The sequence below is a fragment of the Hylemonella gracilis ATCC 19624 genome (assembly GCF_000211835.1).
In the GTDB taxonomy this organism is placed as follows: Bacteria; Pseudomonadota; Gammaproteobacteria; order Burkholderiales; family Burkholderiaceae_C; genus Hylemonella; species Hylemonella gracilis.
In genome coordinates this window covers 47,455-59,736 of sequence record NZ_AEGR01000082.1, presented here as the reverse complement: position 1 = coordinate 59,736, position 12,282 = coordinate 47,455, and the positions used below count along the sequence as shown (strand labels likewise).

The window sequence follows — 12,282 nt, the reverse complement described above, 5'->3', positions numbered from 1 at the left end:
GCGGTTGGCACTCCCCCAACTCGCGCAGCCACAGCCACAACCACAGCGAGGGCTGAAACCCGTGTGAGGGCGTGGCAACAGCCGCACCCTGAAAAACGGACTCAGACCGCCAAGGTCTTCAGGTACTCGCGGAAGCTCCCGCCCACTTCCGGGTGCGCCAAGGCCAGTTCCACCGTGGCCTGCAGAAAACCTTCCTTGCTGCCGCAGTCATAACGCTTGCCCGCGTAGGTGTAGGCGTACACGCTCTCGCTGGCCAACAGGCCCGCGATGCCATCCGTCAGCTGGATCTCACCGCCCGTGCCACGCGGCTGCTGGCGAATTTGCTCGAACACCGCGGGCGTGAGGATGTAGCGCCCCGACACCGCCAGCCGGGAAGGCGCTTTCTCGGGCGCGGGTTTTTCCACGATCCGCTCGATCTGCATCAGCCGGTCACCGGCCTGCGTGCCCGCCACGATGCCGTAACGCTTGACTTGGTCTTGCGGCACCTCCTGCACGGCCAACACGCTGCGACCTTGACGTCGGAAGATGTCCGCCATTTGGGCCAGCACGGGCTGCCCCTTCAAGGGACCTTCGTCCGGGCCGATCATCAAATCGTCGGCCAGCAGCACGGCAAAGGGCGCACCTTCCGTGAGGTGCTCGGCGCAGAGCACGGCATGACCCAAGCCCAGCGCGCGCGGCTGCCGCACATAGGAGCACAACAGGTCGTCGGGCGCCATGGCCTTCACCAAGTTCAGCAGCGCGTGCTTGCCCGCGTGCTCCAGCTCGTTCTCGAGCTCGTAGGCGGTGTCGAAGTGGTCCTCGATCGCGCGCTTGTTGCGCCCCGTCACGAAGACCATGTGGCGGATGCCCGCGGCGTAGGCTTCCTCCACCGCGTACTGAATCAAGGGCTTGTCCACCACCGGCAGCATCTCCTTGGGGCTGGCCTTGGTGGCGGGCAGAAAACGGGTGCCCAGGCCGGCCACGGGAAACACGGCCGTCTTGATCTCATTGCTCATGCGCTCTTCACTCCTTCAGGGATACCTACATTGATGGCAACAGCATGCCAGTGTTTCATGACGCGACTTTTTCCAGTTGCCCCAGCTGGGCCTGGATCTTGGACAGCGTGGCCGTGAAGTCCGCCACGCGCTTCTTTTCCTGCTCGATCACCGCCGGCGGGGCCTTGGCCACGAAGGCCTCGTTGCCCAGCTTGGCCGCGGCCTTGGTGATTTCGCCCTGCAAGCGCGCCGCCTCCTTGCCCAGGCGGGCCTTCTCGGCGGCGACGTCGATCTCCATGTGCAGGCACAAGCGCGCCTCGCCCACCACGGCCACCGGCGCGGCTTGGGCGGCGGCGGCCCATTCGGCTTCGGCGGTGAAGACCCGCAGCTCGCTCAACTTGGCCAGGGACTGCAGCACTGGCGCCCATTGCCGCAAGAAATCGGCGTCGCCCGCGCTGGCAGCCAGCGCGTAGAGCGGCAGGCGGGTCGAGGGCGAGACGTTCATCTCGCCGCGCAGGTTGCGGCAAGCGTCGACGAACTGCTTGAGGCGGGCCACCTCGGCCACGGCCTTGTCGTCGATGCGCTCGGGCTGGCTGACGGGATAGTCGGCCACGCTGACCGACGCCTCGGACGCGGCCGGCCAGCGGCCCGCCACGGGGGCCACCTTCTGCCACAGTTCCTCGGTGATGAAGGGGATGATGGGATGCGCCAGGCGCAGGATGGTTTCCAGCGTGCGGATCAGGGTGCGGCGCGTGGCGCGCTGCTGGGCTTCGTTGCCGCTTTGGGTCGCGACCTGGATCTGCACCTTGGCGATTTCCAGGTACCAGTCGCAGAACTCGTTCCAGACGAAGTCGTAGATCGTGTTGGCGACGTTGTCCAAGCGGTACTCGGCGAAGCCTTGCGCCACAGCGGTTTCAACCTTTTGCAATTCGGAAACGATCCAGCGGTCGGCCGGGCTGAAGTGCATGTAGCCCGCGAACTCACCGCCAGGCTGGCACTGCTCCTTGGTGTGCTCCTTCAGGCCGCAGTCCTGGCCTTCGCAGTTCATCAGCACGAAACGGGTGGCGTTCCAGAGCTTGTTGCAGAAGTTGCGGTAGCCCTCGCAGCGCTTGCTGTCGAAGTTGATGCTGCGGCCCAGCGAGGCCAGGGCCGCGAAGGTGAAGCGCAGCGCGTCGGCGCCGTAGGCCGGGATGCCCTCGGGGAATTCCTTCTCGGTGTTCTTGCGCACGGCTGGCGCGGTTTCGGGCTTGCGCAGGCCGGTGGTGCGCTTGTCCAGCAGGGGCGCAAGCGCGATGCCGTCGATCAGGTCAACCGGGTCGAGCACATTGCCTTCGCTCTTGCTCATCTTCTTGCCCTGCGCGTCGCGCACCAGGCCGTGGATGTAGACATGCTTGAACGGCACGCGACCGGTGAAGTGGGTCGTCATCATGATCATCCGGGCGACCCAGAAGAAGATGATGTCGTAGCCGGTGACCAGCACGGTGCTGGGCAGGTAGAGGTCGTAGTCCTTGGTGGGCGACGCATCGTTCAGCGCCTCGGGCCAGCCCATGGTGCTGAAGGGCACGAGGGCGGAGGAGTACCAGGTGTCCAGCACGTCGTCGTCGCGCTTGAGGCTGCCCGTGTACCCCGCCTGGGCGGCCTTGGCACGGGCTTCTTCCTCGCTGCGCGCCACGATGAAACGCTCGCCGTGAATGAGGGTTCCGTCGGTGTACCAGGCCGGAATCTGGTGGCCCCACCAGAGCTGGCGGCTGATGCACCAGTCCTGGATGTTGTTCATCCACTGGTTGTAGGTGTTGACCCAGTTCTCGGGCACGAACTTGACCTCGCCCGAGGCCACGGCGTCGATGGCTTTCTGGGCGATGCTCTTGCCCGCTGGGTCCTTGTCGGACACCTTGCTCATCGCCACAAACCATTGATCGGTCAGCATGGGTTCGACGACTTGCCCCGTGCGTGCGCAGATCGGCAACATCAGCTTGTGCGCCTTGATCTCCTGCAGGAAGCCTTGTATCTCCAAGTCGCGCACCACGGCCTTGCGGGCATCAAAACGGTCCATGCCCTGGTAGGCCGTGGGGCCGTTCTCGTTGACCTTGGCGTCCAGGGTGAAGATGGTGATCAGCGGCAGCCCGTGGCGCTGCGAGCATGCGTAGTCGTTGAAATCGTGCGCGCCGGTGATCTTGACGCAGCCGGAACCGAAGGCGCGGTCCACAAAGTCGTCCGCGATGATCGGAATCGTGCGGTCCATCAGCGGCAGCACGACCCGCTTGCCCACGAGGTGCTTGTAGCGCCCATCTTCCGGGTGGACGGCCAATGCACCGTCGGCCATCATGGTCTCGGGCCGGGTGGTGGCGATCACCATGCCGGGGCGCACCTCATCCGCCGCGCCGTCGATGCCCTTGATGGTCTGCGGACCATCGACGAAAGGGTAGAGCACGTAGTGCATCTTGCCTTCGGCCTCGGTGCTCTCCACCTCCAGATCCGACACCGCCGACTGCAGCACCGGATCCCAGTTCACCAGGCGCTTGCCACGGTAGATCAGTCCTTGTTCATAGAGGCGCACGAAGGTCTCGGTCACGACGGTGGACAGCTTCTCGTCCATCGTGAAGTACTCGTGGTCCCAGTCCACACTGTCACCCATGCGGCGCATCTGCGTGGTGATGGTGTTGCCCGACTTTTCCTTCCACTCCCAGACCTTGGCGACGAAGTTCTTGCGGCCCAGGTCATGGCGGCTGACCTTCTGCTCCTGCAGCTGGCGTTCCACCACGATCTGGGTGGCGATGCCCGCATGGTCCGTGCCCGGCACCCACAGGGTGTTATGGCCGCGCATGCGGTGGTAGCGCGTCAACGAGTCCATGATGGTCTGGTTGAAGGCATGGCCCATGTGCAGCGTGCCCGTGACGTTGGGCGGCGGCAGTTGGATGGCGAAGGAAGGGGCGTTGACCTGGGGCTGGCCCGTGCCACGGACACCCGCCTTGCCGTAGCCGCGCTTTTCCCACTCGGGGCCCCAATGCGCTTCCAGCGCGGCGGGTTCAAAGGACTTGGACAGACTGGCAAGGCCGGGTTGCTGGAGGGCTTCGGTCATGGTGAAGACGCCGTGAGACGGACAAACGTGGCAAGAAGGGGAAAGACGCGGCGAGGCCAAGCGGAAGTCCGCGCTGGAACGGACGCTTTCGGCGCTGAAGGTGCGACCGCGTAATCCAGGGATTTTAGGACAAGCCCCCCAGCCCTCCCGCCGACCCAGCAGGGCCAGGACTGGCGCCGCGAATCCGGGCGCTGCCTGTGTCGGTGCGAATTCGGGAATTTGAAATAATCCCGGCCATGCTCTCCCCCTCCGCGCACTGGCGCGCGCGCCTGCCGGTACTCCTCCCCTTTCTGAATTGGCCGCGCCTCACGGGCGCGCTCCTGCGCGGCGAAGCGCTGGCCGGGTTGACCGTGGGGCTGATGTTGATTCCGCAAAGCGTGGCCTACGCCACGCTGGCGGGCATGCCGCCCGTGACGGGCATCTACGCCGCCATCCTGCCGGCCATCGTCGCCGTGCTGTTCAGTTCCTCGACTCGCCTGGCCGTCGGCCCCACGGCGCTCACCGGCCTGCTGGTCGGCGCTGGGCTGGCGGGCGCCGTGCCCGGCCTGCAGCCAGGATCGGCGCCATGGGTGCAGTTGGCCATCTGGCTGGCGCTGCTGTCGGGCCTGCTGCAGCTGCTGCTGGGCTTCATGCGCTTCGGCTGGCTGCTCAACGTGGTCAACGCGCCGGTGCTGACGGCGTTCACCCAGGCCGCGGCCCTGCTCATCATCGGTTCGCAGGTGCGCGCCTTGCTGGGCCTGGGCGCCGCGGCCGAGGGATCGGCGAGTTGGTTCGACCTTCTCACCGGCGGACCGCAGGCCCTGTTGGGCGCGATCGACGGGCGAGCACTGGCCTTTGGTGCGAGCACCCTGGCCTGGCTGCTGCTGGCCCGGCGCTGGCGCCCCGGCTTTCCGGCGGTGCTGGTGGCCGTGCTGGCCACGGCCGGACTGTCCTACCTCTCCCATTACGAGGCCTTGGGTGGTGCCGTGGTGGGCGCCCTGCCCGCAGGCCTGCCCTCGCTCGTCCTGCCAGGCTGGCCGGGCTGGGAGTTGCTGGGTGCGCTGTTGCTGCCTACCCTGGTGATTACCCTGATCAGCTTCCTGGAAACCGCGTCCAGTGCCAAGGTGGACCACGAGCGCGGCGGCACGCGCTGGGACCAGGACCAGGACCTCATCGGCCAAGGCCTGGGCAAGATCGCCGCCGGCTTCTCGGGCGCCTTCCCGGTCAGCAGCTCTTTCTCGCGCTCCGCGCTCAATCTCTACGCTGGCGCGCGCACCGGCTGGGCCACCGTGTTCAGCGCGGTGGTCGTGCTGCTGGCCTTGCTGTTCTTTGTCCCGGTGTTGCACCACGTGCCGCTGGCCGTCCTGGCGGCCATCGTCGTGACCGCGGTGCTCGGGCTGATCAAGCCCCGCGAGTTCGCGCGCCTGTGGCGCGTGGCCCGGGCAGAGGCGGTGATCGCCGCGCTCACCTTCGTCGTGACCCTGCTGGCCGCGCCCCAGCTTTACTGGGGCGTGTTGACGGGCGTCGTGCTCTCGCTGGGCCACTTCCTCTACACGCGGCTGCACCCGCGCATCATCGAAGTGGGGCTGCACCCCGACGGCAGCCTGCGTGATCGCCATCTCTGGCATCTGCCGCCGCTGGCCCCCCACACCAGCGGCTTGCGCATGGACGCCGCCCTGGATTTCGCCAGCGCGGCGGAATTCGAGCGGGCCATCGTCGAGCACCTGAACACACACCCTGACACCCGCCACCTGGTCGTGTTCGCGCAGTCCATCAACCGCCTGGACGCGACGGGTGCGGAGACTTTCCTGAAGATCGCTCAGCATTTGCATGAACAGCGGGTGGTGCTGCACATCAGCGGCATGAAACTGCCCGTGGAGCAAACCCTGGCGCGCGCGGGCTGGCGGGCGAAAACGCCCGCGCACCGGCTCTACCGCACGGACGCGGAAGCGCTGGCGGCCTTGGCCTTGCTGCGCGAGGAAGCCGCGCCCTGAGCAGCCATGCGGGTAAGCGGCCTTCGGCTACACTCCCGCCCCAATTCCAATAACCAGGTTCGCGCATGGCGCAGGCCCCCCAAACCTCTCTCGCTTTCCCGGTCGCTCGCCCGGAGCGCAGCGTCCTGTCTTGCGTGGTTCCCGCTTACAACGAGGCGGGCCACCTGGCCGCGTTCATCGACGACTTGGCCCAGGCCCTGAAGCCCCTGTGCGAGTCGTATGAAATCATCGTCGTGAACGATGGCAGCACGGACGCCACGGAGAGCGTCATGGCGTCCCTGCTGCCCCGGCCTGGCCTGCGCTACCTCTCGCTGGCGCGCAACTTCGGCAAGGAAGTGGCCCTGACGGCGGGCATCGAACATGCCCGAGGCGACGCGGTGATCCTGATCGATGCGGACTACCAGCACCCGCTGAGCATGCTGCCCGAGATGGTGCGTCTGTGGCGCGAGGGCTATGACATGGTGTATGGCGTGATGGCCAGCCGGGAGAAGGAAAGCCTGCTGCGCCGCTGGGGCGTGGGCGCCTTCTACGGCCTGATGGAACTCAGCTCCTCCATTCACATGCCGCGCCATGCGGGCGACTTTCGCCTGCTGGACCGTCAGGTGGCTGACGCGTTGCGCCAGCTGCCCGAACGCAACCGCTTCATGAAGGGGCTGTACGCCTGGGTGGGCTACCGCAGCATCGGGCTGCCCTTCACGCCCGCGGAGCGCGCCTCGGGCCACTCCAGCTTCAACCTGCACCGGCTGGCGCAATTGGCGGTCAACGGCGTCATGGCCTTCACGACCCTGCCGCTGCGCATTTGGAGCGGCATCGGCGCGGTGATCTCGCTGGTAGCGTTCTGTTATGGCCTCTACATCGTCTTGGAGCACCTGATCTGGGGCAGCGATGTACGCGGCTGGCCAACGCTGGCGGCGGGGCTGATGTTCTTCTCGGGCATCCAGCTGATCTCCATCGGCATCGTCGGTCAGTACCTGAGCCAGGTGTACGACGAGGTCAAGCGACGCCCCTTGTACCTGCTGGCGCGGGACGTGGATGGCGGCGTGGCCCCTCATGCAGGCCCACATTCGGGCCCAGATGCAAGCCGCCAAGCTGAAGCGAAAGAAAGCCGGGGCCCATGATCCCCATCGCCGTCTGCGCCGATGACTATGCGCAGAACACCGCCATCAGCGCGGGCATTCTGGATTTGCTGGACAAAAAAGCGCTGAGCGCGGCCAGCTGTTTCAGCACGGCGCCGTCCTGGCGCGAGCAGGCTGCGCCTGCCCTGCGTGAACGCTTGGAACAGCGCGTTGACACGCCCCTGCGGGCGGATGTGGGTTTGCATTTCAACCTGACCGAAGGCTTCGGCGGTGCCGCGGCGGCGTCCTTGAATGGACTGATCCTGCGCAGCCTGTCGGGTGACTTGAAGCGCCCGAGCCTGCAGACGATGATCCAAACCGCCTTGCAACGGCAGCTCGACGCTTTTGAGCAAGGCTTGGGCCGCGCGCCGGATTTCATCGACGGGCACCAGCATGTGCACCAGCTTCGCGGCGTGCGCGAAGTGATGTTGAAAGTGCTGGCACGGCGCTATGCCCCAGAGGGCACGGCGGGCCTGCGCGGCCCCAGACCTTGGATACGCAACACCACCCGCGCCAATGGCCGTTGGCACGGCAAGGCCCAGGTGCTGGAACTGCTGGGCGGGCGGGCCCTGTCCAAGGAGCTGTCGCGCCTGGGCTGGCCCAGCAACCATGGCTTTGCCGGCGTCTATGGCTTTGACCAGCCCGACTACGGCGCCTGTTTCGCGCAGTGGCTGAAAGCCGCGCAGCCAGGCATGCTCATCATGTGCCACCCGGCCAGCGCAACGCCGGCCAAGCATGCAGATCCAGACCCAATCGCCGCCCAGCGGCCGGTGGAATATCGTTATTTCAACTCGTCGGCCTATCCTGAAGCGCTGCGCGCGGCGGGTGTGCAGCTGCAAAGACTGACGGCCTTGCTGCCATGAGCCCCCTGCCCCCGCCTGCTCGACTGATCGACGACCGCAAGACCTGGGTGCCCCTGTTGATGGCGCTGCTGGCCTGCTTCGCGCTGATGCTGCCGCTGCAGCTGTTCACGCCCATGCACTCGGACGACTACGCCTACACGCACAAGGGCATCACTTGGGCCGCGACGTGGAAGCACTACACGAGTTGGAGCGGTCGGCTGGTGGCGGATTTTCTGTCCAGCGCCGTGCTGATCGCACGCAGCCACGCCTTGGCGGCCACCGTCAACACCTTGGCCTTCGTTGCACTGATCGGCTTGCTGTGGTGGCTGCCACGCTTTGAACTGTCCAGGAGCACCTCGTTCGCTTCAGCGCGCGCACGACGCGCGCGGCCCTGGAAGTCGGTTCACAGCTTCGCCCTGCTGTTCTTGCTCTATTGGCTGGGCAACCCTGCGTTGGGCGAAATCAACTTCTGGCTTGTCGGGTCGGCCAACTATGTGTGGACGAATGTGCTGCACTTGCTGTTCCTCGGCCTGTTCATGCGCGAGGCACTGGAAGCGCCGACTAACCCGCACACCCGCCCAGGCTGGTCCGCGCGCTCCGTCCTGACCTTGATGCTCGCGCCGATCGCGGGCTGCACCAACGAAAACACCAGCCTGACTAGCCTGCTGTTGATGGGTCTGGTGGGGCTGTATGTCCTCTTCGTGCGTGACGGCGGGCGCTGGCGGGTCTGGCACGGCAAGCTGCTGGCCCTGGGCCTCGCCTTCGCGCTGGGCGTTGCGGCCCTGCTGTTGGCCCCGGGCAATGCGGTCCGTCAGAAAATCTACATTCTGTGGAACAAGCTGGGTTGGGACGAGCGCTTCCTGCTGCACTTCACGGAGCGCGTGCCCCTGGCCCTGCACCATCTGGGCCTGGTGCTGCTGGCCGCCTTGGTGCTGCTGCTGATCGCGCAACGACTCAGGACGGCAGCGGCGCGACCGCAAGTGGTCATGGGCGGGCTCTTCATACTGGCCGCGGTCGTTTCACTGGCCATCATGGTCGCCTCGCCTGTGCTGCCGCAGCGCTCGCTCGCGGGCACGCTGGTGTACCTGCTGCTGGCCATCAGCGCCCTCCTGCTCGCTTGGGAACGGCGGGAGGATGATGACAGTGCGCGGCGCGTTCGCCCGGGCCTGAATGCCTGCACGGCCGCCTTGGCCTTGGTCTTTGCGCTGTCTTACGGGCTGATGCTGCGCGCCTATCACCAGGTGGCCGAGCAGAATGCCGTGCGCCAGCAGATCATCCACGAAGGCATGGCGCGGGGCGACGTTTACATCTTCATTCCCAAATACCATTGGCTGCCCTTGTTGCGCGATGAGTCCGAGCCCTTCTCCGAGTTCTTCAACGACGAGATGATGAGCTGGTTCGAGGGCACCTGGTCCCCCATCCGGCAATTTGACGTGTCCGGTCCGTACCGCACGATCGAGCAAGCGCGGGCCATGCTCACCCCCGAGGAGCAAGCCGAGCAACAGGCCATGGAAGTCTGGGGCCGGGAGATCCGGAAAAGGCCGCGTTGATGGGACGCTTGCGCCGCTTCGCGCGGCTTGCCCAGCAGCTGTCTTTGTTCGTCGCCGTGGGCACGGGCGCGGCGCTCACCCACTGGGGCGTGACGGTGCTGCTGGTCTCGCAGTTCGCCTGGGCACCCGCCCTGGCCAATGGGGCAGGGTGGTTGGTCGCATTCATGGTGTCTTTCGCGGGCCATCACTTCCTGACCTTCCGCGCCTCCCAAGCCCCTTGGAGCGTGGCGGCGCGCCGCCTCTTCCTGATCTCGGCCAGCAATTTTGTCCTCAACGAAATCGTCTACGTCGCGCTGCTGCACAGCACCGAACTGCCTTACGACGGTTTGCTGGCGGGCATCCTGATCGCGCAGGCCGTGCTGACCTTCATCGCCAGCCGCTACTGGGCGTTCCGATCCTCGTCCCACCTGGACACGCCCTGAAACGTCCTGCGCCATCCGCATAATCCGCCCATGCTGTTTCTGCTTTCTCCCGCCAAATCCCTGGACTTCGACAGCCCCGTCGGCAAAGACCTGCCTCACAGCCAGCCTCTGTTCACGCAGCAGGCCGCCGCGCTGATCCAAGTGCTGCGCGGCTACTCACCCCAGCAGATCGCCGGTCTGATGGACCTGAGCGACGCGCTGTCGCAGCTCAACGTGGCCCGTTACGCGGCCTGGACACCGAAGTTCACCGCCAAGAACTCGCGCCAGGCCGTGCTGGCCTTCAACGGCGACGTGTACGAAGGGCTGGACGCGAAGACGCTGCCGCCCGAAACCCTGGATTGGATGCAAGAGCATGTCTGCATCCTCAGCGGTCTCTATGGCGTGCTGCGTCCGCTGGACTGGATGCAACCTTACCGCCTCGAAATGGGCACGGCCCTGCCCACGGAAAAAGACGGCAAAGCCTACAAGAACCTCTACCAGTTCTGGGGCAGCACGATGGCCGACTACCTGAACCAGCGCCTGGAAGGCCAAAAGAACCCCATCGTCGTCAACTTGGCCTCGCAGGAGTACTTCAAGTCCGTGGACCGCAAGGTGCTGCAGGCCCGCGTGATCGAGTGCGTGTTCGAGGACTACAAGGGCGGCATCTACAAGGTGATCAGCTTCAACGCCAAGCGCGCGCGCGGCTTGATGGCCCGTTATGCGGCCAGCAAGCGCGTCACCACGCCCAAGCAGCTGGAAAAGTTCAAGGTGGATGGTTATGGTTTCGACGCCGCGGCGTCCGAGCCGGACCGCCTGGTGTTCCGCCGCAGAGTCCAGGACTGAGCCCCATGGCCATGAACCCGCCCGCCCCCACGCCCGAAGATTCCCAGCTGGGCAAGGCTTCGGCCTACAAGGACCAGTACGACCCCAGCCTGCTCTTCCCGCTGCCGCGTGCGGCCAAGCGCGAGGAAATCGGCATCCCCCAGGTCAAGAAAGGCAGCGTCCTTCCCTTCCTGGGCGCCGACCTCTGGACGGCCTACGAGCTGAGCTGGCTCAACGCGCGCGGCAAGCCGCAAGTGGCCATTGCCCACGTCACCGTGCCCTGTGAGACACCCAACATCGTGGAGAGCAAGTCCTTCAAGCTCTACCTCAACAGTTTCAACAACACCAAGTTCGCCGACGCCGACGAGGTGAAGGTGCGGCTGCGCATGGACCTGAGCGAAGCCGTCTGGCGCGGCTCGGGCAAGTCCGGCTTCGTGGGGCTGCGCCTGCTCACGCCCGAGCAGTTCGACCAGGAGCCCATCCACGAACTCGATGGCCTGAGCCTCGACCGCCTCGACGTGGAATGCACCCAGTACCAGCCCGCACCCGAGCTGTTGAGCGCCGCCTTCGACGAACAACCAGTCACCGAGACCCTGACCAGCGGCCTGCTCAAGAGCAACTGCCTGGTGACCGGGCAGCCGGACTGGGGCAGCGTGCAAATCAGCTACAGCGGCCCGCAGATCGACCAGGCCGGCCTGCTGCAGTACCTGGTGAGCTTTCGCCAGCACAACGAGTTCCACGAGCAGTGCGTGGAACGCATCTACATGGACCTGATGCGCCGCTGCAAACCCACCAAGCTGACGGTCTACGCGCGCTACACGCGCCGCGGCGGACTGGACATCAACCCCTGGCGCAGCAGCCACCCCCAGACCCAGCCAGCGAACGTGCGCACGGCGCGTCAGTGAACGCGGGCTCGCATCGGGCTCTCACGCGAGGGACCGGCACGGGGGCGCGGCCGCGTGGCTCGGGCCTGTTCACATGAATTACCCTAGAGCTAATTGCCCGAGTGCGAACTACCCAAGTGCGAATTACCCAAGTGCTAACGGGCCCTAGCGCTTTCCATGTTCCCCGCCGCTTTTGCCAGACAAGGCGGCAAAGGCGCGGATGATGTCGCCCACCAGCTTGCGTTGCGGCGGCGGCAGGTTCAGAAAGGCCTCGAAGGTTTCGCGCTCCGTGTAACCCACGCCCTCTTCCCAGCGCCGTTCCCGGGCTTGCAAGCGCGCTTGTGATTGAACGCCGAAACGCAGGACGCTGGGCTCGACCCGCAACAGTTCGGCGAGCACCACCAGTTTGTCCTGGGCCGGAATCGCCTCGCCCTTCAACCAGCGCGACACGGCCTGAAAGGTCACTGAGCGTCCCCAGTAGCGGCTGTTGAACAAGTTCAACAGCACGCTGGGCCGGGGGTCCAGCCCCGCCGCCTCCATGGCCTCGCGCAGGCGCCGGGCGAAATCGAGCTTGTTGTCCATGCCCTGAAACTAAATTTCGATGGCATGGGAAATGCACTAGCTGTTGAATTGAAAATTCAA

10 protein-coding genes are annotated in these 12,282 nt (G+C 65.7%); 7 read left to right on the top strand and 3 right to left on the bottom strand.

The window, feature by feature from the left end:
• Nucleotides 1-101: 101 nt before the first annotated feature.
• Together galU and HGR_RS13205 are read right to left on the bottom strand one after the other, a co-directional pair.
• The gene (gene galU, locus HGR_RS13210; RefSeq protein WP_006298783.1) at nucleotides 102-995 is read right to left on the bottom strand and encodes a UTP--glucose-1-phosphate uridylyltransferase GalU; all 894 of its coding nucleotides are present in this window, start codon (nucleotides 993-995) and stop codon (nucleotides 102-104) included.
• A gap of 55 nt (nucleotides 996-1,050) precedes the next feature.
• Entirely contained in the window at nucleotides 1,051-4,053 is a 3,003-nt protein-coding gene (locus HGR_RS13205; protein ID WP_006298782.1) for a valine--tRNA ligase, read from the bottom strand.
• 236 nt (nucleotides 4,054-4,289) lie between these two features.
• Between HGR_RS13205 and HGR_RS13200 the strand changes: the two genes are divergently transcribed.
• From HGR_RS13200 to queF, 7 genes are all read left to right on the top strand, one after another.
• The gene (locus tag HGR_RS13200) at nucleotides 4,290-6,026 is read left to right on the top strand and encodes a SulP family inorganic anion transporter (RefSeq protein WP_006298781.1); all 1,737 of its coding nucleotides are present in this window, start codon (nucleotides 4,290-4,292) and stop codon (nucleotides 6,024-6,026) included.
• Nucleotides 6,027-6,091: 65 nt separating this feature from the next.
• Nucleotides 6,092-7,144: a glycosyltransferase family 2 protein gene (locus HGR_RS13195; protein WP_006298780.1), complete on the top strand. Its 1,053-nt coding sequence runs from the start codon at nucleotides 6,092-6,094 to the stop codon at nucleotides 7,142-7,144.
• Nucleotides 7,141-8,004 (top strand): ChbG/HpnK family deacetylase, encoded by an 864-nt coding sequence (locus HGR_RS13190; protein WP_006298779.1) that lies wholly within the window; start codon nucleotides 7,141-7,143, stop codon nucleotides 8,002-8,004. The genes HGR_RS13195 and HGR_RS13190 overlap by 4 nt, the downstream gene beginning before the upstream one ends.
• Complete coding sequence (locus tag HGR_RS13185; protein ID WP_006298778.1) at nucleotides 8,001-9,533, top strand: DUF6056 family protein; 1,533 nt, start codon at nucleotides 8,001-8,003, stop codon at nucleotides 9,531-9,533. Before HGR_RS13190 ends, HGR_RS13185 begins: the two co-directional genes overlap by 4 nt.
• Complete coding sequence (locus tag HGR_RS13180; RefSeq protein WP_006298777.1) at nucleotides 9,533-9,955, top strand: GtrA family protein; 423 nt, start codon at nucleotides 9,533-9,535, stop codon at nucleotides 9,953-9,955. Before HGR_RS13185 ends, HGR_RS13180 begins: the two co-directional genes overlap by 1 nt.
• Before the next feature lie 30 nt (nucleotides 9,956-9,985).
• Entirely contained in the window at nucleotides 9,986-10,777 is a 792-nt protein-coding gene (yaaA, locus tag HGR_RS13175) for a peroxide stress protein YaaA (RefSeq protein ID WP_006298776.1), read from the top strand.
• Nucleotides 10,778-10,788: 11 nt separating this feature from the next.
• Nucleotides 10,789-11,661 carry an NADPH-dependent 7-cyano-7-deazaguanine reductase QueF gene (gene queF, locus HGR_RS13170; RefSeq protein ID WP_039853563.1) on the top strand — a complete coding sequence of 291 codons (873 nt, stop codon included), beginning with the start codon at nucleotides 10,789-10,791 and terminating at the stop codon, nucleotides 11,659-11,661.
• A gap of 144 nt (nucleotides 11,662-11,805) precedes the next feature.
• On the opposite strand, the gene HGR_RS13165 is transcribed toward queF, so the two are convergent.
• Entirely contained in the window at nucleotides 11,806-12,222 is a 417-nt protein-coding gene (locus HGR_RS13165; protein WP_006298774.1) for a transcriptional regulator, read from the bottom strand.
• Nucleotides 12,223-12,282: the final 60 nt, after the last annotated feature.

Excerpts from the sequence above, each read along its gene's own strand:
- galU (WP_006298783.1), bottom strand. The coding sequence starts at position 995 with ATGAGCAATGAGATCAAGACGGCCGTGTTTCCCGTGGCCGGCCTGGGC.
- HGR_RS13205 (WP_006298782.1), bottom strand. The coding sequence starts at position 4,053 with ATGACCGAAGCCCTCCAGCAACCCGGCCTTGCCAGTCTGTCCAAGTCC.
- HGR_RS13200 (WP_006298781.1), top strand. The coding sequence starts at position 4,290 with ATGCTCTCCCCCTCCGCGCACTGGCGCGCGCGCCTGCCGGTACTCCTC.
- HGR_RS13195 (WP_006298780.1), top strand. The coding sequence starts at position 6,092 with ATGGCGCAGGCCCCCCAAACCTCTCTCGCTTTCCCGGTCGCTCGCCCG.
- HGR_RS13190 (WP_006298779.1), top strand. The coding sequence starts at position 7,141 with ATGATCCCCATCGCCGTCTGCGCCGATGACTATGCGCAGAACACCGCC.
- HGR_RS13185 (WP_006298778.1), top strand. The coding sequence starts at position 8,001 with ATGAGCCCCCTGCCCCCGCCTGCTCGACTGATCGACGACCGCAAGACC.
- HGR_RS13180 (WP_006298777.1), top strand. The coding sequence starts at position 9,533 with ATGGGACGCTTGCGCCGCTTCGCGCGGCTTGCCCAGCAGCTGTCTTTG.
- yaaA (WP_006298776.1), top strand. The coding sequence starts at position 9,986 with ATGCTGTTTCTGCTTTCTCCCGCCAAATCCCTGGACTTCGACAGCCCC.
- queF (WP_039853563.1), top strand. The coding sequence starts at position 10,789 with ATGAACCCGCCCGCCCCCACGCCCGAAGATTCCCAGCTGGGCAAGGCT.
- HGR_RS13165 (WP_006298774.1), bottom strand. The coding sequence starts at position 12,222 with ATGGACAACAAGCTCGATTTCGCCCGGCGCCTGCGCGAGGCCATGGAG.